This window comes from Ewingella sp. AOP9-I1-14, assembly GCF_052375995.1.
Classification (GTDB): Bacteria; Pseudomonadota; Gammaproteobacteria; order Enterobacterales; family Enterobacteriaceae; genus Ewingella; species Ewingella allii.
Genome location: NZ_JBQSVA010000004.1, coordinates 350,501 through 370,261 on the forward strand (window position 1 = coordinate 350,501; position 19,761 = coordinate 370,261).

A 19,761-nucleotide genomic window follows, 5' to 3' on the forward strand; every position below is an offset into this window, starting at 1 on the left:
TTACCATGGACATGACTTTTCGACGCGCGTTCGTCAAAAACTTCCTCGGCCAGTCCCCCGATTGGTATAAATTAACCATTATTGGCTTCCTAATTCTTAACCCTATTATTTATTTTCTGGTGAGTCCTTTTCTTGCCGGCTGGCTGTTAGTCGTTGAGTTTATTTTCACGCTTGGCATGGCGTTAAAGTGCTACCCATTACAGCCCGGCGGCCTGCTGGCGATTGAAGCCGTGATGATCGGCATGACCAGTGCGGAGAGAATTAAAGAGCAGGTATTTTCCAATCTGGAAGTAATTTTGCTGCTGATCTTTATGGTCGCAGGCATCTACTTTATGAAGCAGTTGCTGCTCTTCGTGTTCACCAAGCTGCTGCTCAACATTCGCAGCAAAACCGCCCTTTCTCTCTCCTTCTGCCTGGCGGCGGCCTTTCTCTCCGCCTTCCTCGACGCGTTAACCGTGGTGGCGGTGGTGATCAGCGTCTCAGTCGGGTTCTACTCTATTTACCACCGCGTCGCCTCCAACGCCGGGGATCAGGCAGATGTCAACGATGACACTGGCTTCAGTGACTCCCAGCAGCATCAGCAGACGCTGGAACAGTTCCGCGCCTTCTTGCGCAGCCTGATGATGCACGCGGGCGTCGGCACCGCGCTGGGCGGCGTGATGACCATGGTTGGCGAGCCGCAAAACCTGATTATTGCTAAATCGGCGGGCTGGCAGTTCGCCGACTTCGCCCTGCGCGTCTCGCCAGTGTCGGTCCCGGTGTTCTTCTGCGGGCTGCTGGTCTGTTTTCTGGTGGAGCGCTTCAAGGTGTTTGGCTATGGCGCGGCACTTCCCGCCAGTGTGTTTGATATTCTGAAAAAGTACGATCTGCAAAACGCCGCCAAAAGGGATAAGCAGGAGCGGATTAAACTCGCGGTACAGGCGGTGATTGGCGTCTGGCTGATTATCGCCCTGGCCTTTCATCTGGCGGAAGTGGGCCTGATTGGCCTGTCGGTGATTATCTTCGCGACTGCCCTGTGCGGCGTGACCGATGAACATGCCATCGGCAAAGCTTTTCAGGATGCGCTGCCCTTCACCGCCTTGCTGACGGTCTTTTTCGCGGTGGTGGCGGTGATCATCGAGCAGCATCTCTTTAGCCCGATCATCCACTTTGTGTTACGCGCCGAGCCAGCCAACCAGCTGTCGCTGTTCTATCTATTTAACGGCCTGCTCTCATCGGTGTCCGATAACGTGTTTGTCGGTACGGTCTATATCAATGAAGCCAAAACCGCGTTGGAAAATGGCGTCATCTCACTGGAGCAGTTCCAACTGCTGGCGGTCGCCATTAATACCGGCACCAATTTGCCGTCGGTGGCGACACCCAACGGTCAGGCTGCCTTCCTGTTCCTGCTCACGTCAGCTTTAGCGCCGCTGATTCGCCTGTCTTACGGGCGGATGGTGTGGATGGCCCTGCCTTATACCGTGGTGATGACCCTGGTTGGCTGGCTGTGTGTGCAATATCTGTTACCGGATTTAACGCAATGGTTTAGCGATATGCATTGGATAACTCTGCCTAATATCAAAGAAATTCTGCCTTAAGCGTGCGGGGATAAAGAAAAGATATCGGCGGCAAAAATCTTCAGGCATTCTGTGAAATGTAAACACTCTGACAGAATGAAAAGTGTGTGTTTTTACTGCTATTTTTTACATGAATTTTAATTCGGCAGGCTGGCAGCAAATGTGAATTCGTTTACACTGCTTGGCAGTTGCTTACTGCATGGAAACAAAACTATGTTGCAATATCTAAACCGCTGCTCCCAAGGGCGCGGTGCATGGCTGCTGTTAGCGTTAACTGCGCTGGTGTTAGAACTGGTTGCTCTTTATTTCCAACACGTCATGTTATTACAACCTTGCGTAATGTGTATTTATGAGCGTTGCGCACTGTTTGGCGTATTGGGTGCCGGAATTGTTGGTGCTATCGCACCTTCGACCTGGTTGCGCTATGCCGGTATTTTGATTTGGATTTACAGCGCCTACGAAGGGATCCGCCTGTCATGGGAACACACCATGATTCAGCTTCATCCTTCTCCGTTCGCCACCTGTGACTTCGCCGCCCGCTTCCCAAGCTGGTTGCCTCTCGACAAATGGTTGCCGTCCGTGTTCGTTGCTACCGGTGACTGTGCAGAGAAACAGTGGGAATTCCTGACTTTGGGTATGCCACAGTGGTTAGTGGTGGTGTTCAGCGTGTTTATGGTTATCGCTCTGCTGGTATTAATCGCGCAGTTCGTTAAACCAAAACGCCGTGACCTGTTCACTCGCTAATAACCCGATTCTGCATTAACGAAAAAGGCGCCTAAGGCGCCTTTTTTATTGCATGTGATATGACGCGAAAGTTTACTTGGTGCGCCACAAACGCAGTTGGCCGTACCAGCCGCTGTCAGTTTCATACTCCTGCGGAGTACCATCAGCCTGAATCACGGCTTCAGCCGAACGACCGGTCAGAGTACAAGCCAGGCTCACCTTCACATCTCTTTTGCCGTTGATCAGGTTAAGGTCGACGTATTCGTTAAACTGCAAAGCCGCCACCACTTTATTGTCCACGCGCACGTACAGCGGACAGGTTCTCTCGAAAGGCACCAGCGTCCACTGGTCGGCACGGTGCAGTCTCACCCGCGTTTTGCCCTTGTCCGCTTGCGGATCAACTTCTGCTTTGAGTCTCGGGTCAGTCTGGGTGATCACATCGGATTGAATCACCTGCGGCGCTGCCTGGTAGGGATTTTTCGCACAACCGGCGAGCATCAGCACGGCCAATGCGATAAAGGTTTTATTCATTTTGGTTTTCCTGAATTGACGAACCAATTGATATACAAAAAATTGATAGTCGAATCATAGCAGCGAGGAGAGCGAAGGCAATGTATCAAACGCGGATCACCGCTTTTTCACAAAATTCTGCCAGAAAAAGCGCCAATCGCCGATTTCTTGAGCAAGCATTATTTTAACGATACCTACAAAAAAAACACCTATCACTCAGCGTTTTAGTTGTTTACTAATTGATTAGCTTTAGACATAATCGCCGTCCACTTCATGTAGCAATGATTGGTAGGGCCCTGAGCTGTTTTCGAACACTCGGGGCCTTTTCTTTTTGGGTTTCCCTCCCCTTTGAATCCTCTCACTTCAGCTTCAGCAATGGCATGTCCTAAAGGCACGCACCCGCACGGTGGCACGGGGTCTCATCATAAAGATGGCACCTGCTATTAAGACTGTTTAACTCTTTAAACAGAAAACCCGCCTTACTGATGGGCTTTCTTTGAACACTTTAAATGGCAAGTACAAAGCTGTTACTTCTCTAAGGTAGACGGCACTCAGTCAACGATGGTGAGATCTTCTACAACCATCTTGCTCTCGTAAATAAGGAATCGACAAAGCTTGATTTTTCATTGAGTCTGGACAGAATTTTGAAATGGAAAGCCCATATCAAATATGGGCTTTTTGTAATTATTAGTAACGTTTATTTCACAACTGTCAGAGATTTACTGTATCTAAATGAAACCCACTTATTTCTGATGAATTTATTAATCGGCAGTTCAAAAAGCTTGAACATCAGCATTGATGACAGCAATGAACAAATGAAAGCAATTAAAATATAAGTAACCAATTCCTTCGTATTATTGGGGAAGGAAGAAGGAGTTCATTTAGCTTCGATACAAATATAAAATGGATCATGTAGAATGAAAATGAAGACTCGCCAAGAAATTTTAAAAATTTATTAGAAAGAAATCTAGACACAACTCCATTATTAAATGAAAACGTCGCAACTATTAAAAACATACATGGTATGAAGAATAAATCATATTTAAAGTTCATGTTATGGATGTAATTTGTAGCAACATATATCGTTAGAATTAATGAAAACAGAGAAAGAACCTCAAAAACACTACATATCCTGACGCTAGGTTGAAAATTTGAAGCCAAGAACCATCGGCAGAACAACATTCCGATTATAAAGTCTGATAGTCTAAAGAAGGGATTTATGTATAAAAACCAATGCGAGGAAAAATAACCTATAGGCGATGCAGCAAAAAAAACATTCAACAATAAAGAAACAGTGAGAAATGCAATTAAATATTTCGTTCTAAATCTAACTAAAAAAACAAAGGCGATATAAAACAAAAGCTCACAAGAAATACTCCAACTTACGGGGTTAAAGGCGAAGTAATAGTCCTGGATAGGGATTATTGCCTGAACAAGGAAAATGTTAGATAAGAGCTTGGCCGTTGCCACTCCCTGAGGTATGTCAATGATATTGAAGGTATAAATAAAAATAGCCAATGTTAATAAATGGACAGGGAACAACCTAGAAATGCGAAATATAATAAAATCTTTGGAATCATACTCCCCTGAAATTTTATGCCGATTGAAACTATAACTAATGATAAATCCAGAAAGGATATAAAAGAAAGTCACTCCACTATAACCGTTAAAAAAATAACGCGCTAACGTCTTCACAAATGGAGAATCCGAGTTATTTAATATACCAAGATGATGCAGGAAAACTCCCAGCGCGGCAAAAAACCTAAGGGAGGTGAGACTATCGATAACCGTAAGCTTTCGCGTCATTTTATAAAACCCTGATTAAAATCGTTTGATTGTAATTAATTTTCAGGAAAAGTCAACTATTCTATTAATCATAGATCTAATCATACATCTTCATTTCAAGCATTCATATCGAACCATTTAGCTCTTATAAAAACCCAATACCACAACAAAAAATCAATTATATTAAATTTAAACATTTAAATTTAGTGCATATAACCCACATCCCCATAAAACACAATCATTTCACGAGAAAGTTATTTAAGACGTTGAAGTTGGGGTTTGAAAATCAAAAATCGTGGAAAATCAACCCAAAAGAGATCCACTCAATAAAAAAACACCTGCCAACTCTAAATACTTACTATTTAACAAGCCATATTAAATAATAATTTGATGGGCAGGGATAAATATTATCCATATTATCCCCGTACAACTTAAATTAATTACTTCACCAATGGCTTGGTTCTTACTTCGCCCAACTAGGCTTATTTAAGATAGGCGGATGCTAAATAACGAAGTGTTGTGAAGTAGGATTGAATCAAGGTTAAATCAGAGTATTACCGCAAACATGGCACCTACGATTGACGTAGTAACGCCGGTTTACGGTAATTTTTTTGCCCCCGTATATGCCCCCTGCGCTTTTCGCTCGATCGAAGTCATATTGCCCCACCCCATCCAAGCGACTCTGATTGAACCACTAAATAACACATCAGCGGGCTATCATCAAACTCTTCCGTGGTCGTGTCGATGATCACATGCGTAACCACTCCGAAAATAATCGTCTCATCACCCCTCCTAGTCTCCACCGTCGATAAGCGTCACCTCATTTGGCTGATCCAAATCAGCAAGGCAAAGCGTCGGATGAAAGCGCATTCGCTTTAGCAAGAACTCTGCGCAAACCTCAGTAACGATAATACTGCCGTCGCAAGGCTTGCGGGCTGAGTCAATTATTAGCAATGCGTCTTTCTCAATGCCGGCTCGCCAGCTTGATGTGGCGGAGCGCATCAGGTACTGACCAGGCTTATCTGTCCAGCGACAGGCATCGTTTGGAATTAGTCGACTGGTTGCGTAGTCAGCTGCTGGAGATGGAGAGCCCCTATCAACGCCCTCCATTTGGATTGAAAATCATGAAAACGCGATGCTCTCCGTCTGTTTCTAAAACGTCACGTAATGTACTTACGCACATCTCGATCCAACGGTTGGCCTCCTTTAGGTCTCAGCGGCAATTGACCTTCTCCAACTCAGCGCAGAAATCGTCAGTGGCGACTGTGTGCCGCCCCTTCTCACTGATCTTGATTGTAGCTTTGAATGCTGTATCAATTTCATAACGTCTAGCCATAACCCACCCCACAAACACTGTTTATATGCACAGTTTAATCACGAACGAAATGAGTAGGAAAGCCCGACCAGCGACGTTTCTGTTATGCCTCTGATCGGCAAGGGAAGAAAGTTATGAGGTGGGAGCGTTCCAGCATGTATACTTTTATTCCGAAGATATCATCCAAGAAATAAAAAGCCCTCTGCATTAGAGGGCTAAGCTCGTAGGAAAAATCCATTAAAACCCTGGAATATTAATGATCATACAATCTTTTTTATTCATCAGGTAAATGGCCAAAATATAATTTATGCGCCTTTGTCTTTCCGAAAAACGATAAATTTCGACGTCGCCATATTGACCGTCATACCTGCAATGCTCCCTGCAGCAACACCAATCACTGGATTATCTAGCGCTATTTCATATGCAGAAATAAGCCAAGAGTAAACGGCATAATTAATTATTCCGCCGCACAGCATAAGTAGCGAGTATGATAAAAATTCTGCTTTAGGCTTCATTCCAGAGCGTTTTTCTTTGAAAGTAATAGCTCTATTAAATAGCCATGTAACTACTACCGCCGAAAAAAATGAAAAAATGCGAGCGATAAAGGGGCCCAAATACCCTTTGAGAAAGTAAAGCATCGCGGTATCTACCAAAAAACCCAAAACACCACTAATCCCAAAGTAAAAAAACTCTCTTAGTGCCTTCTTCATCTTTCTTCGTCCGGCTGTGGCCGACGAATCCCTAGATAGACTAGCCGTTTAATCTCATGTCGCCCTCTAGTCACGTTGTCGAGAATTAAACCACAAACAAATGATAGTGCAGCCGACATCATGATCGAGGCCGCAAGAACAGCGGTTGGCAGTCGAGGCACAAGGCCATCCTGCAAATATTGCGTCAATAGTGGGAATCCTAATAAAAGCGAAATTAAAGCTAATACCAAAGCGCAAATCCCGAAGAAGGAAAATGGACGCTCACTAATATATAGACGGCCTATTGTCTTTAATATTCTCCATCCATCCTTGTATGTAGACAGCTTGCTTACAGAGCCCTCTGGTCTCGCTCCATAAGCTGTCATTACCTCTCCATATGGCATGCGAAGTTCCAACGCATGAACTGTCAGTTCTGTTTCAATTTCAAAACCATTAGAAAGCGCCGGGAAAGACTTGGCATATCTACGCGTGAATGCCCGATATCCTGAAAGCATATCAGTGAAGTTTCCACCGAAAATTTTAACAACGCTTTGAGTTAGTAAAAAATTACCCCACTGGTGGCCACGTCTGTATGCCTCCCCTGCAATTTCTTCTTTCGTTTCCCTACACCCGACGACCATATCGAGGTGGTTATCAAGAAGCTTGTCAACAAGGAACTGAACGGCACTTGCATCATAAGTTGCATCCCCATCTACCATCACGTAGATGTCAGCATCAACATCAGCAAACATTCTGCGCACAACATTCCCCTTTCCAGGAAGTTGAACAGAGACTACTCTTGCTCCAGCACTGGCAGCAACAAGCGCAGTACGATCACTTGAATTGTTATCAAAAACATAGACATCAATCTCCGGCATGGCATCACGAAATCCGTGAATTACGGATTCTATCGCTGCCTCTTCGTTGTAGCAGGGAACGATTAATGCCACATGTTGACCACGGTAATACATACTAACCTCACCATTATTTCTTTAGTTTTAATGACAGTAAAATAAATGGAAAACTTGCTGTTGTAGCAAGAATTGACCAGTAAGCGTACCTAAACTCGGACGCAACCCCTACAAAAAAGTACCCAAGCAGATACAATAAGCTTGATAAATTCAAAGCAATAAACACATCCCGATAGAATTCCTTTCGCATGAAAAGACCATATATAGAAAATATAAGTGATGCCATTAACCAGAAGCCCGGCTTAAATACGAACATATTCTCATGTGGCTTAATGGACATTTGTAGTGTTCTAAAGAGCCCAGTCATTTCATATTTAAATCCATAAGCATTACTTACCATCTGCTCATCCGAAATTGCATTTGGATGCCATAAAAATTCCATATAGTTTTCATATCTATGTCTTAGATACGCACCGGGCTCATGGGCAAGTGAAAAAATCCATTTTTTCATTAATGATCCATCAGTCCATGAACCAGATTGTTGCAATTTATTGAGAACAAAACTACAGCTCCCCCAAGCATAAGTGTCCCATGCTTTTGGTTCATAACAAGACGTAATAACTTTTTCACTTTCATTATTACCCCACGACTCACCGAAATAATCTTTACCGGAGAAGTGCGAGATACCACCTATATCGAAAACGACCAATGACTGATAAACCCTAGATTTAGATGCGTGTAAAAATCCATAATTGAAAGCAGCTGTCGATAAAATGGTTAGCAAAGGAAAAATGATGAGGATTATTAACCATTTTCTCCATGCACTAATATTTATTTTCTGTAGGAGGAGCCATACTAACGGCAACAAACCAAATATGGCGTTAAAGCGAAGAGCGTTTCCTATAAATAGCAAAACAACAGATAAAATTAAATACTTCTTCCTAATCTCTCCGCGAGAATATAATACTGTAATAACTCCAACAGCGAAAAGCCAAACCACTGCTTGAAGCACATCTTTCCCTATGTGACTAAGTGCATTTACTGTGAATGGCATGAAGCCGGAAATCATTACGGCTATTGATATTTTTCGGTTTTCTGCCGGGATAGATATTGACAGTAGCAACAATGCCCCCCAGTATAGAATACAATCAAGCAATAACATACCAAAGGGGCCGGGTATCCAATCATTAGTTAATGCCCAGATAAAACTCATCATCGGTGGGTGCCAATCACTAAAAATGAAGCTAGTTGCTTGCTGGTATTGGTCTAATGAGTCACTAGTTATCAAGCCAGGGAAGAACGCCCGTAAAGTAATTATTAGCCCAAGTAGAGCTATGATAGACTGCGAAAACACATTATTCTTGCAAAATTTTGATACTAACATTTAGTTGTCTTATTAAAATTTGACAAAGTAAGCGTTGAAAGTTACCACAAGAGCATAATCTTGGCAACTTTCTGGCATAAGATGTATAACGATTCGCTGTAAAAAAACTGTGGTTATAGGAATCTAGCTTCATATCCCCTAAAAAAGACACAAAGAATCACTATGAATAAAAGCCCGTCTCAGGGCTTATGTTTATAGCGATTTAAATACTGCTCCTCCGGACACATTTGGCTGATCGATTACACTTCCTATATTATTGAGATAGGTATTTTCCCCACCAACAAAACCGACTGTTTGATTGGAAAGTGATCTGTCTTTTTGATGTTGCATGCATTAAAAATAACAGAAATATTTTTTGTTAAATGTTCGTTCTGTATTCTGTAAATCAGGGTGGATGCTACTAATGGGTTCCTTTACTCAATCATTACCTGATATATTTTAACTACAATAGTACAGTCATAATCATAATCCGCAGTCATTACGCATGAAAGCCCAGTTCCGGCAACCCCCTCTGAGTCACAAGAGTTCATTGTGATTCCGGTGGAGTTTATGAAATTATATGCCGTCGCTTTTGTTTTTCCAACGTCTAGCATTGACTAACAATTGTCGCAGGTACAACAAGTTAGAGTCGTGTACTGCATACCAGCAAGAAAGTGTCCAATTTGATAATTTGTTACTCCAATACAGATATCGTTACTTGTCCCAGATGGCAAATAACGATCATTCCTAAGCTTTGTTCCGTACACTCCATAAAACTGCTTGACGCCCAAGCCAACAATGTGCGCATGCATCTTATTAAACCACTCCTCCTCAAAACATACTTCAATATGCGGACACTCCAACCTAATGTCGTAATAAGAAGACACATTGAGACGAGGGGGCCACAGCCAGTTACAAGTATTATTACTCCGGCCTGTTAGTCCTTCTCTAATAAATATTATTCCACTAAGCGTGGCATACTCGCAGTCAGCGGTATAATCATCAACATCCATATTGTCGCCAAATAAAAGAACAAAAACATCTATATCCTTTCCATTTGTTACATGGTATTTATCATTTGTTGTTCTTGCGATTGTTGTAACCCCAACACCTCCCCCTTTAAGGTCACTATTCTTACAAATGGGAATGCTGGTACGTGTGAGATATTTTTCAGCAGAGGCATTCATAATAACTCGATTGGCTCTTGCAAATTTCATGGCATTTAATATTTTGTCACCAGATTCAGTTACGCCATCAGGTTTCGCACCAAACAAACCTAATGAATAAAAACCGCCATCAATTATTCTCTTCCATGATAGCGCGCCATCGACTGGGACAATATTTACACCACCGTCATCAACCAAAGTTCCTTTTGCTACGGCCTGAAATCTCCCTCCACCATAGTGAACATCAGAGACAGGAGTACTTGCTGCTGATGCTAGGTAGACAATATCACCAAGCGTAGTAGGCGGGAATGCTCGTAACCTTGCTAGATTAAGGAAGCGGCCAATGGCATTAAGCCCATCTTTATTCAGTGTTTTTTCAAGCTCGTCTAAAGCTATCTCTACCGTTGTTTCTTTGTGCCCAACTAGGCCGGCTTTGCCCCCGCTTGCTAAATCCGAACGCAATGTTGAGTCGCCTACATTTAACCACTTGCCAGCTCTCCCCCCTCCAGATGAGGCGGGGGTAGCGTTAGCTGGTACGACTTTTCCCCCCGAAGCAAATGACCCAGTCTATTTGTAATATGAACTATCTGCTGAGTTGAAAAGAACCTCGTTTGGGTTACCAAGTGTCGCGCCGGTAGTGAATGTGACCCCCTATAGCGTTACATAGCCAAATGCTGCCATTACTTGCTGAGCAAGGTAGTTCATACCCTCAATGGTGTATCTGTTAACCCCAAAGCGATCTGTGTATGTCCAGCTTTTTTGAATTAACAAATTCGTCAATTTTTCCGGCGTTGAACTTAAGGTCTTGCGGCTTTACAGAAGGAAATGGATTGCTGGTAGGTGTGGTGACCATATTTTTTTCATAAAAAACCCAACCCGAAGGCTAGCTGGCTAGGATGCTTTCTATTCAGAAATTACGTAGTTGTACATTTCGTCACTGTATTCTGACGCAGTAATACCGGTCGTTCCGTCAGAGTTAACCATCACCCGAAATATGGCCGTTATTAATCACTTCACGCCACCAAAAACAGAGAGCGGCAACAGAACTATCAAGTTGACGAACTCTGCTATCGAGCCGCTGAAGGAGCAAATGGCTTTAACGTGGATGGGGAAGCAAATAAAGGTAGATGTTCACCTTCGAGAATTTGGCAGAATTCGAAAAGATGATTGCACCTTCGTATTCTCCGCTCGCCTATCTGCAAGAAATGGAAAAGGTGGAGAATGGTACTCTCCAGGCGTGTTTAGCGGAACGTGGAACTTTGCCTTGAAAAAGGCTGGCATTCGTCATCGCAAAGCTTACGAAACAAAGCACACTTTTGCATGTTGGGCATTGAGCGCCGGGGCGAACCCCAATTTTGTAGCAAACCAAATGGGGCACACTTCAGCGCAGATGGTGTACAGCGTTTACGGAAAATGGATGAGTGAGAACAACAGCAATCAGATGGACATTTTAAACACAGGATTTACGGGTGATGCCCCGTATATGCCCCGCGCTATATCACAGTGATGAAGTTCTTCAATCACTTCAATTAGTTACTTCGCCCAACTAGGCTTATTTAAGATGTGGTCCTGCCAGTCCTCGACGTCATCTTCGCGCACAGCGATGTAACGCACGGAAATTCGCTCGGTGTGCATGGCGGATTTGGATGACTTATGCAGCAGCGGGTGCCATGGGAATAGCGGCTTACCCTCGCCTATGAGGCGATACGCGCAAGTTGGTGGCAACCAGTCGAAGGTGGTGAGATTTTCACGGGTGAGTTTGATGCAATCCTCCTCCAGCGTGAAGCGGCGCTCGTAATTACGGCATTGGCAGGACTTAATGTTTAACTGGTTGCAGGCCACGTTGGTGAAATAGATTTCATCGGTGTCTTCGTCAATCAGCTTGTGCAGGCAGCATTGCCCGCAACCGTCGCACAACGCTTCCCACTCTTCGTCGGTCATTTCAGGCAGCGTTTTTTTCTGCCAAAAGTTGGGTTCAGTCATGGTGGCATCCGGTTCAAGTATAAAATGAGGGGGCTTATATAAACACTTTAGTGCAGAGATGCAAGTAAAGCCGCCCGAAATGTCTCCGGGCGACCCACTGTATTGAGGTAGATCAGAAAGCGCTAAATAACGCGAGTGGTCACCGACTTGCCGTTAACCGCGACTTGGATAGTGTCGCCGCCGGCCATCGGGCCGACGCCCTGTGGCGTACCGGTGAGAATAATATCTCCCGCGCGCAGCGTGAAGAAACGACTCATATAGGCAATCAGGGGCAGGATCTTAGTCAACATATCCTGCGTGTTGCCACTCTGGCGCACTTCATTATTGACAATCAGCTGGAGATCAGCCGACTGGGCGTCCCCAAACTCACTGACCGGAATAAAACCGCTAATTGGGCAAGAGCCGTCGAAGCCTTTGGCTTTTTCCCATGGCTGCCCTGCCTTCTTGAAGCCTGCTTGCAGGTCACGCAGGGTTAAATCCAGCGCAACGCCGTAACCGGCAATGGCGTTGGCCACGCGATCTTCGCTGGCTTGCTTGAGCGGCGTGCCGATCAGCACCGCCAATTCCACTTCGTGATGCACCGAACCTAAGTTCTGCGGAATGGCAATCGGCTGGCGAATATCGCAGAGCGCGGTTTCTGGTTTGATAAACAGCACCGGCTCGGGCGCAACCTGACTGCCCATCTCTTTAATATGGTCGGCGTAGTTACTGCCAACACACACCACTTTATTCACCGGAAAATCAAGTAATGCACCATTCCAGTCACGGTGTTGATACATGGGAAGCTCCTGAAAGTGTTAGTCAGCCGCCAAAGGGATTACGCCCCGTCGGCGCCGGAGAGGTCGCAGCCGGATCTGAGTTTTGCTCAGCTGGTGCAGCCTGTGATTGTTGCGTGACGGCGTCTGCCATCATGCCGATGCTCAATGCGAAATAGGTCGAACGGTTCCAGCGCATTATTGTGCGGAAATTATCATAGACCAGGAAGGCGCGGCCTTGAAGGTCATCCGGGGTGATAATCCATGCGCGGGTGGCGTTAGAAGCCAGTGGGCTGCCATCTACCTGCGTCACGCCCTGCTGCTGCCAATAACTGGCCGGGTGCATCTGATTGTTCTTCAGGCCGGTTTTGCTGGCATCAAAGCCGGCAGGCAGTTTCACTTCCTGTCCCCAGCTCTGATTGGCTTTCCAGCCTTCGGTAGACAGGTAGTTAGCGGTGGAAGCAAAGACGTCGTCGGTATTGTTCCAAATATCGATTTTGCCGTCGCCGTCGCCATCAGCACCGTAGTTTAGATAGGAGGACGGCATAAATTGCGACTGCCCCATGGCGCCCGCCCACGAGCCTTTCATCATGTCGCTGGTTGCGTGGCCGGAATCGACGATTTTCAATGCCGACATCAGCTCTTTAGTAAAGAAGGCTTCGCGGCGGCCTTCAAATGCCAAGGTGGCGAGGGCCGAGAAGACATCCTCTTTACCCTGAATCTTGCCGAAGTTGCTTTCCATAGCCCACAGCGCAACGATGTATTGCGGCTGCACGCCGTAACGCTGGCTGGCCTGAGTTAACGCAGGCAGGTTTTGCTGGTAGTTGATTCGCCCCTGCTCGATTTTGGCTTCAGGCAGAACGCGCTTGAGGTAATCGTCGAGGGTAATTTTCTTTTCGAGCTGGTTACGGTCGGAGTTAATTACCCGATCGATAAAGTGCACATTGGCAAAGGCGCTGTCGATAGTCGCCTGACTAATCCCCTGCTGGCGAGCCTGAGTTTTCAGTTGCTCAACGTAGCCTGGAAATTCAGCCGGGTCACGCCCCTGCTCGGCCAACGTAGTTTTCGCAGGCTTCTCTGCGGCAGGAGCATGAGCCGCAGGCGCTTGGGCCGCCGGAGACGCGGGGGTAGCAACACTTTCCTTAGCACAACCACTCAGCGTTACGCTGGTAATAAGCACAGCCAGTACCGACAATTTCATCAATCTGTTCCTTTTATCAAAGCACTTACACGTTGTTTACAACCTGAATGAGCCAGAAGATGAATGCAACCCGACAGCTCTGAATTTACAAAAACCTACCCAGAAGGACAGTATTCGCTTTATTTTTCGCCGTTTTGCAGATGCATATTCAATAAACTTTCCATTGGCGGTGGTACTTGCAAATAATAGCCCTGCTCGAGGAGTGATTGTTTTACTTTCTCAATATCGGCGGTGGCTAACTTTTCTCTTTGCCCCAGATTAATCGACATTGAGAACTGCGGTTGGCCGAAACCCTGTAATAATTCTTCAGGAACGCGAGAGAAATCGTCTCTTTTTTCGACATACAGGTAAGTCTGGTCACGTTTGGTACTTCTATAGATCGCACAAAGCATTTTTTTAACTCTAATTTATTGAAACGGTGGCTTGCCTAGATATAACTGTAACTATAACATGCTTAACGTACATCGGAATATCGCCCCCCGAGTGGTATTCCGGGGATTAAAAGTTGCTGAGACTGAGTCAGGATAGATGTCACAATCGCCAATAGAACTAAAAGGCAGCAGTTTTACCTTATCGGTTGTTCATTTACATAGTTCACAACCTGAGGTTATTTATCAGGCGTTACAAGAAAAAGTGGAGCAAGCTCCTGCTTTTCTGAAAAATGCCCCTGTTGTTATCAACGTCGCTGCGCTGACTGGCGAAGCGAACTGGAAAGACATTCAACAGGCTGTCGCTTCTGCTGGTTTTCGCGTTGTGGGCATCAGTGGTTGTAAAGACGAGCGCCAAAAGCGCGCCATCTCTCGCACCGGCTTGCCGCTGCTGAGTGAAGGCCGTGCCCAACGCGTAGCCGCCGAGCCGCCTGCTCCTGTTGTACCAGACAATGCGCCAGCGAAAACTCGGATCATTAGTACCCCTATCCGGTCTGGCCAACAAATTTATGCCCGTAACAGCGATCTCATTGTGACCAGCAGTGTGAGCGCCGGTGCGGAACTTATTGCCGATGGTAACATCCACATATATGGCATGATGCGCGGCCGTGCGCTGGCCGGTGCCGCAGGTGATGCAAACTGTCAGATATTTTGCACGCACCTGGGGGCTGAGCTAGTCTCTATCGCAGGGCAGTACTGGTTGAGTGACCAAATCCCGTCCGACTATTATGGACAGGCAGCCCGCCTCAGCCTGTTAGATAACGTGTTAACCATACAACCTTTAAACTAAGCCCTTTTGACAAGGAATCCTTTCATGGCACGCATTATAGTTGTTACATCGGGTAAAGGGGGCGTTGGCAAGACCACTTCAAGCGCAGCCATTGCTACCGGTCTAGCTCAAAAAGGTAAAAAAACCGTTGTTATCGACTTCGATATCGGTTTGCGTAACCTTGACCTGATCATGGGCTGTGAGCGCCGCGTTGTTTATGATTTTGTTAACGTGATCCAAGGTGATGCCACGTTGAATCAAGCGCTTATCAAAGATAAACGCACTGACAACCTGTTCATTCTTCCTGCTTCCCAAACCCGTGACAAAGACGCATTAACTCGTGAAGGCGTAGAGAAAATTCTTAACGACCTTAACGACATGGAATTCGATTTCGTGGTCTGTGATTCACCCGCTGGTATCGAAACCGGTGCTCTGATGGCACTGTATTTCGCTGACGAAGCTGTGATCACCACCAACCCAGAAGTCTCTTCTGTACGTGACTCCGATCGCATTTTAGGTATTTTGTCTTCAAAATCCCGCCGCGCTGAGAAAGGCTTAGATCCAATCAAAGAACACCTGCTTCTGACTCGCTACAACCCAGGCCGTGTAAGCCGTGGTGACATGCTGAGCATGGAGGATGTGCTTGAAATCCTTCGCATTCCGTTGGTCGGCGTTATTCCTGAAGATCAGTCTGTACTGCGCGCGTCTAACCAAGGCGAGCCGGTCATTTTGGATCAGGAATCTGACGCAGGTAAGGCGTACGACGACACCGTCAGCCGTTTGCTTGGTGAAGAACGTGCGTTCCGTTTTATTGAGGAAGAGAAGAAGAGTTTCCTGAAACGCCTTTTTGGGGGATAAACCATGGCCTTGTTAGATTTCTTTCTGTCCCGTAAAAAGCCGACAGCCAATATAGCCAAGGAACGGCTACAGATCATCGTAGCAGAGCGACGCCGCGGGGACAGTGAACCCGCCTATCTGCCAGATCTGAAGCGTGATATTTTAGCGGTCATCTGTAAGTACATTCAGATTGACCCTGAAATGCTCAACGTGCAGTTTGAACAGAAAGGTGACGATATCTCGGTACTTGAGCTTAACGTGACGCTGCCGGACTCGGAAGAAGCGCCTAAATGACAGAGATGGACATGTTCTGTTTGAAGGCGTTTGCTTCAAAATAGCTGCCCCCTGTTCGTCAGGGGGTAACTGTATATTTATACAAGTTACTCTTGTCCGCTGTTAATATTCCATAAAATTCGATTGAGAGTTGTCCCATTCTTACTCACTTAACCCTGCCCTATTCTGCAATAATTGCTGAACCTAATTTGTGTTATATCCCTCTCTTTCATTCCGCTAAAAATACGTTTCTCGATAAATAAAAAAAGAGCAGAACCGGTCTGCCCTTCTTTAATTTGTGATTTATCTCAAACGCTATCCCAAAGCACGGCTGCTTATTTATCAGCTGCTGGGTTTTAATAATCTTTGAGGATTTCCAGCAAGCGCGTTTTTAACAAATCACCGCGCCAGCCGCTAATAATTTCCGGCTCGCTTTCTTTGGTTTTTAACTGCCAGTGCCAATTTAATAACTGGTTAATTTGGCGTCTTGAGGCTAATAGCTCGACGCTCAGGCCACTCTCTTCGCTCACGGTTTGAATAAGCGCTTTGATATCTTTGAACACCTTGCGGTAGCCCGGTTGGTCAATCAGGCTCGACAATGGCGCAGGCAGCTCCTGCTCGTCCATAGCATTGGCTTCGGCCACCAGCGCCAACAGCGTACGGCCGTGGTAGCGAATTTCCGGGCCGCTCAGGCCTAATGCTTCCAGCTCGCCCAGTGACGTCGGCTGATAGCGCGCCACCTGCCACAGATTCTCTTCTCTCACCACGAAGTTCACCGCCAGGTCGCGCTGGCGAGCCTGTGTTAAACGCCATGACGCCAGCTTCTGCAAACAGGCCAGTTGGCGCGGACGTAGCTGGAAAGCATTGGTGATGTCGAGATAAGCCTGCTCCGGCTGCAACACTTCAGCACGGCGGCGACACAGCGACAGGCACTCGTCCAGCGCGGCGTCCATCCAACCCGCTTCCTGCGTTTCACGCATCAACTGCTCGGCCAGTGGTAGCAGATACCACACGTCGGCCGCCGCGTATACGCACTGCTTTTCGCTCAGCGGGCGGGCAATCCAGTCAGTGCGCGACTCGCTTTTATCCAGCTCAACGCCCGTGGTTTCCGCCACTAAACGTGCAAAGCCGCAAGAGAGCGGACGACCGCTGAACGCCGCGAGGATCTGAGTATCAATCAGCGGAACGGGAAGCACGCCAAAAGCGTTGAGGAATACTTCGAGATCTTCACTGCCTGCATGGAGGAATTTCACCACGTTTGGGTTCACCAGCAGGTCAATAAAGGGCTGCCACGCGGTGATCGGCAGTGGGTCAATCAGGGTCAGCGTTTCACCATCAAACAGCTGGATCAGCCCTAACTGCGGGTAGTAGGTGCGGGTTCTGACGAACTCGGTATCAAGGGCAATCTGGCTATGAGCCTGAGCTTGCAAACAAACCTGCGCAAGCGCGTCATTAGTGGTAATCAACTGATAGTTCAAACTTTGATTCTCTTAATCATATACCCGCCTTCTGACTGTCAATCGAAGGATGGATATTATTGCGTAAAACGTAACGACGCCGGACTTAGCCGGCGTCGTGGGAATCTGCGTATGATGAACCTAATTCGCTAGGCCGCGCTCTGCTTTGCGTCTGGCTTAGGTTTTTTATGTTCATCACGGAGCTCACGACGAAGAATTTTGCCAACGTTCGACTTTGGCAGTTCATCGCGGAACTCAACAATCTTCGGCACTTTGTAACCCGTCAGCATGCGTCGACAATGCGCCAGCAGCTCTTCGCTGGTCAGCGACGGATCTTTCTTCACGACGCAGATCTTGACGATCTCCCCGGATGATTCACTCTCCACGCCGATAGCGGCCACTTCGAGCACTTTCTCATGCTGGGAAACGATATCTTCAATCTCGTTAGGATAGACGTTGAAACCGGAGACCAGAATCATGTCTTTTTTACGATCAATGATGCGTAAAAAGCCCTGCTCGTCCACTGTAACGATATCGCCGGTTGAGAGCCAGCCATCTTTTAACACTTCATCCGTCGCTGAGGGGCGCTGCCAGTAGCCTAGCATCACCTGTGGCCCGCGAATTAACAGCTCGCCCGGCTCGCCGAAAGGCACTTCCTGGCCATTATCGTCGACAAGCTTCACCTCTGTCGATGGCACCGGCAAACCAATGCTGCCACTATAATGTTTCAAATCATAAGGGTTGCCCGCCACCAGCGGCGCGCACTCCGTCAGGCCATAACCCTCCAGCAGATGCTTGCCGGTGAGTTTTTCCCATTTATCCGCCACTGACTTCTGCACCGACATCCCGCCGCCCACAGACAGTCGCAGCGTGGAGAAATCCAGTTCGCGGAAATCTTCATTATTGAGCAGCGCGTTGAATAATGTATTCACACCACTGATGGTGGTGAATGGATATTTCGCCAGCTCTTTCACCATTCCGGGTATATCCCTTGGATTGGTGATAAGCAGGCTGCGGCCGCCCATTTCAATAAACAACAGGCAGTTCACGGTAAGTGCAAATATATGGTAGAGCGGCAGCGCGGTAACCACTAAATCATGGCCGGGTTTAAGCAGCGGAGAATAGGCGGCTTTAGCTTGTTCGAGGTTGGCCTGCATATTCCGGTGGGTCAGCATCGCGCCTTTGGCCACGCCGGTCGTGCCGCCAGTATATTGCAGGAAAGCCAAATCGCTGTTGATAACATCCGGCTTAATATATTGCATCCGCCGCCCCTGTTGCAGGACGCTGCGAAATGAGATGGCATTTGGCAGATGATATTTCGGCACCAGCTTTTTGACGTATTTCACCACGAAGTTCACCAGCGTGCCTTTGGCGGCGGAGAGCTGGTCGCCCATGCGGGTCAAAATTACGTGTTTAACCTGGGTTTTGTAGACCACCTTTTCCAACGTGTGGGCAAAGTTGGACACGATGACAATGGCGCACGCGCCGCTGTCATTCAGCTGGTGTTCTAACTCACGCGGGGTGTAAAGCGGGTTAACGTTGACCACCACCAGCCCGGCGCGAAGCACGCCAAACAGGGCAATCGGGTACTGCAACAGGTTAGGCATCATCAGCGCAACGCGGTCGCCCTTCTTCAGCCCTAACTCATTTTGCAAGTAAGCGGCAAAAGCGCGACTGCGCTCTTCGAGCTTACGGAAGGTCATCACCTCGCCCATATTGATAAAGGCCGGGTTGTCCGCGAAACGCAGGGCAGCGTTTTCGAACATTTCGACCAATGAGCTATAGCGATCCGGGTCGATGTTCTCAGGAACATCAGAAGGGTAACGTTTTAGCCAGACCTTTTCCAAGGTATCACTCCTGCAATAATGTGCTGCTGCCATCTCAATATGACGAGTTTTATCATGCCTGTAACAATATTTTAACTCAGCTTACCAGTTGCGGTTCAAACAATGTTGAGGTTGAGAGGCTTGTCACTAATTTGTTGTGGGCTTCCATGGCCCAAAAAAGAAAAAGGCGACCAGAGTCGCCTTTAAAGTCTTA

Annotated in this window: 17 protein-coding genes and 1 pseudogene; 6 read left to right on the forward strand and 12 right to left on the reverse strand. The window is 46.7% G+C overall.

Annotated features, from left to right (window positions below; translation table 11 throughout):
- Window positions 1–5 precede the first annotated feature (5 nt).
- Complete coding sequence (gene nhaB / locus ACT3RT_RS14230) at window positions 6–1,577, forward strand: sodium/proton antiporter NhaB (RefSeq protein WP_485900713.1); 1,572 nt, start codon at window positions 6–8, stop codon at window positions 1,575–1,577.
- A gap of 192 nt (window positions 1,578–1,769) precedes the next feature.
- Window positions 1,770–2,300, forward strand: a complete 531-nt coding sequence (gene dsbB, locus ACT3RT_RS14235) for a disulfide bond formation protein DsbB (protein WP_034790680.1) — start codon at window positions 1,770–1,772, stop codon at window positions 2,298–2,300.
- 72 nt (window positions 2,301–2,372) lie between these two features.
- Here dsbB and ACT3RT_RS14240 read toward each other — a convergent pair whose 3' ends face one another.
- The 6 genes from ACT3RT_RS14240 to ACT3RT_RS14265 form a co-directional block, all read right to left on the reverse strand.
- Window positions 2,373–2,810, reverse strand: a complete 438-nt coding sequence (locus ACT3RT_RS14240; RefSeq protein ID WP_353502146.1) for a hypothetical protein — start codon at window positions 2,808–2,810, stop codon at window positions 2,373–2,375.
- An 804-nt stretch (window positions 2,811–3,614) separates the two neighbouring features.
- Window positions 3,615–4,595 (reverse strand): acyltransferase family protein, encoded by a 981-nt coding sequence (locus ACT3RT_RS14245; protein WP_496203203.1) that lies wholly within the window; start codon window positions 4,593–4,595, stop codon window positions 3,615–3,617.
- Window positions 4,596–6,194: 1,599 nt separating this feature from the next.
- The gene (locus ACT3RT_RS14250) at window positions 6,195–6,599 is read right to left on the reverse strand and encodes a GtrA family protein (RefSeq protein WP_485900717.1); all 405 of its coding nucleotides are present in this window, start codon (window positions 6,597–6,599) and stop codon (window positions 6,195–6,197) included.
- The gene (locus ACT3RT_RS14255) at window positions 6,596–7,549 is read right to left on the reverse strand and encodes a glycosyltransferase (RefSeq protein WP_485900719.1); all 954 of its coding nucleotides are present in this window, start codon (window positions 7,547–7,549) and stop codon (window positions 6,596–6,598) included. The genes ACT3RT_RS14250 and ACT3RT_RS14255 overlap by 4 nt, the downstream gene beginning before the upstream one ends.
- A 13-nt stretch (window positions 7,550–7,562) precedes the next feature.
- Window positions 7,563–8,873 carry a hypothetical protein gene (locus ACT3RT_RS14260; RefSeq protein WP_485900721.1) on the reverse strand — a complete coding sequence of 437 codons (1,311 nt, stop codon included), beginning with the start codon at window positions 8,871–8,873 and terminating at the stop codon, window positions 7,563–7,565.
- A gap of 596 nt (window positions 8,874–9,469) precedes the next feature.
- The gene (locus tag ACT3RT_RS14265; RefSeq protein WP_496203204.1) at window positions 9,470–10,480 is read right to left on the reverse strand and encodes a hypothetical protein; all 1,011 of its coding nucleotides are present in this window, start codon (window positions 10,478–10,480) and stop codon (window positions 9,470–9,472) included.
- 514 nt (window positions 10,481–10,994) lie between these two features.
- On the opposite strand from ACT3RT_RS14265, the pseudogene ACT3RT_RS14270 reads away from it, so the two are divergent.
- Window positions 10,995–11,525 (forward strand): annotated as a pseudogene (locus tag ACT3RT_RS14270) (tyrosine-type recombinase/integrase); the annotation flags it as partial.
- Between the two features lie 26 nt (window positions 11,526–11,551).
- On the opposite strand, the gene ACT3RT_RS14275 reads toward ACT3RT_RS14270, so the two are convergent.
- The 4 genes from ACT3RT_RS14275 to ACT3RT_RS14290 all read right to left on the reverse strand — a co-directional run bounded on the left by ACT3RT_RS14275 (window position 11,552) and on the right by ACT3RT_RS14290 (window position 14,349).
- Entirely contained in the window at window positions 11,552–12,001 is a 450-nt protein-coding gene (locus ACT3RT_RS14275) for a cysteine cluster protein YcgN (protein WP_034790685.1), read from the reverse strand.
- Between the two features lie 122 nt (window positions 12,002–12,123).
- Window positions 12,124–12,780: a fumarylacetoacetate hydrolase family protein gene (locus tag ACT3RT_RS14280; protein WP_353502148.1), complete on the reverse strand. Its 657-nt coding sequence runs from the start codon at window positions 12,778–12,780 to the stop codon at window positions 12,124–12,126.
- Window positions 12,781–12,802: 22 nt separating this feature from the next.
- Window positions 12,803–13,957 (reverse strand): lytic murein transglycosylase, encoded by a 1,155-nt coding sequence (locus tag ACT3RT_RS14285; protein WP_485900725.1) that lies wholly within the window; start codon window positions 13,955–13,957, stop codon window positions 12,803–12,805.
- Between the two features lie 119 nt (window positions 13,958–14,076).
- On the reverse strand, window positions 14,077–14,349 hold the full coding sequence (locus ACT3RT_RS14290; protein ID WP_496203205.1) for a YcgL domain-containing protein: 273 nt from the start codon (window positions 14,347–14,349) through the stop codon (window positions 14,077–14,079).
- Between the two features lie 136 nt (window positions 14,350–14,485).
- Here ACT3RT_RS14290 and minC point away from each other — a divergent pair, with 136 nt between their 5' ends.
- The 3 genes from minC to minE are packed head-to-tail and all read left to right on the forward strand — an operon-like array spanning window position 14,486 to window position 16,285.
- On the forward strand, window positions 14,486–15,175 hold the full coding sequence (gene minC / locus ACT3RT_RS14295; protein ID WP_034790690.1) for a septum site-determining protein MinC: 690 nt from the start codon (window positions 14,486–14,488) through the stop codon (window positions 15,173–15,175).
- Window positions 15,176–15,199: 24 nt separating this feature from the next.
- Window positions 15,200–16,012 (forward strand): septum site-determining protein MinD, encoded by an 813-nt coding sequence (gene minD / locus ACT3RT_RS14300; protein ID WP_353502151.1) that lies wholly within the window; start codon window positions 15,200–15,202, stop codon window positions 16,010–16,012.
- 3 nt (window positions 16,013–16,015) lie between these two features.
- Complete coding sequence (gene minE / locus ACT3RT_RS14305; RefSeq protein WP_353502152.1) at window positions 16,016–16,285, forward strand: cell division topological specificity factor MinE; 270 nt, start codon at window positions 16,016–16,018, stop codon at window positions 16,283–16,285.
- 335 nt (window positions 16,286–16,620) lie between these two features.
- Here the strand turns inward: minE and rnd are convergent, their stop codons facing one another.
- Both rnd and fadD read right to left on the reverse strand, forming a co-directional pair.
- The gene (rnd, locus tag ACT3RT_RS14310; protein WP_353502153.1) at window positions 16,621–17,742 is read right to left on the reverse strand and encodes a ribonuclease D; all 1,122 of its coding nucleotides are present in this window, start codon (window positions 17,740–17,742) and stop codon (window positions 16,621–16,623) included.
- Window positions 17,743–17,870: 128 nt separating this feature from the next.
- Window positions 17,871–19,568 (reverse strand): long-chain-fatty-acid--CoA ligase FadD, encoded by a 1,698-nt coding sequence (fadD, locus tag ACT3RT_RS14315; protein WP_353502154.1) that lies wholly within the window; start codon window positions 19,566–19,568, stop codon window positions 17,871–17,873.
- Window positions 19,569–19,761: the final 193 nt, after the last annotated feature.

Excerpts from the sequence above, each read along its gene's own strand:
- nhaB (WP_485900713.1), top strand. The coding sequence starts at position 6 with ATGGACATGACTTTTCGACGCGCGTTCGTCAAAAACTTCCTCGGCCAG.
- dsbB (WP_034790680.1), top strand. The coding sequence starts at position 1,770 with ATGTTGCAATATCTAAACCGCTGCTCCCAAGGGCGCGGTGCATGGCTG.
- ACT3RT_RS14240 (WP_353502146.1), bottom strand. The coding sequence starts at position 2,810 with ATGAATAAAACCTTTATCGCATTGGCCGTGCTGATGCTCGCCGGTTGT.
- ACT3RT_RS14245 (WP_496203203.1), bottom strand. The coding sequence starts at position 4,595 with ATGACGCGAAAGCTTACGGTTATCGATAGTCTCACCTCCCTTAGGTTT.
- ACT3RT_RS14250 (WP_485900717.1), bottom strand. The coding sequence starts at position 6,599 with ATGAAGAAGGCACTAAGAGAGTTTTTTTACTTTGGGATTAGTGGTGTT.
- ACT3RT_RS14255 (WP_485900719.1), bottom strand. The coding sequence starts at position 7,549 with ATGTATTACCGTGGTCAACATGTGGCATTAATCGTTCCCTGCTACAAC.
- ACT3RT_RS14260 (WP_485900721.1), bottom strand. The coding sequence starts at position 8,873 with ATGTTAGTATCAAAATTTTGCAAGAATAATGTGTTTTCGCAGTCTATC.
- ACT3RT_RS14275 (WP_034790685.1), bottom strand. The coding sequence starts at position 12,001 with ATGACTGAACCCAACTTTTGGCAGAAAAAAACGCTGCCTGAAATGACC.
- ACT3RT_RS14280 (WP_353502148.1), bottom strand. The coding sequence starts at position 12,780 with ATGTATCAACACCGTGACTGGAATGGTGCATTACTTGATTTTCCGGTG.
- ACT3RT_RS14285 (WP_485900725.1), bottom strand. The coding sequence starts at position 13,957 with ATGAAATTGTCGGTACTGGCTGTGCTTATTACCAGCGTAACGCTGAGT.
- ACT3RT_RS14290 (WP_496203205.1), bottom strand. The coding sequence starts at position 14,349 with ATGCTTTGTGCGATCTATAGAAGTACCAAACGTGACCAGACTTACCTG.
- minC (WP_034790690.1), top strand. The coding sequence starts at position 14,486 with ATGTCACAATCGCCAATAGAACTAAAAGGCAGCAGTTTTACCTTATCG.
- minD (WP_353502151.1), top strand. The coding sequence starts at position 15,200 with ATGGCACGCATTATAGTTGTTACATCGGGTAAAGGGGGCGTTGGCAAG.
- minE (WP_353502152.1), top strand. The coding sequence starts at position 16,016 with ATGGCCTTGTTAGATTTCTTTCTGTCCCGTAAAAAGCCGACAGCCAAT.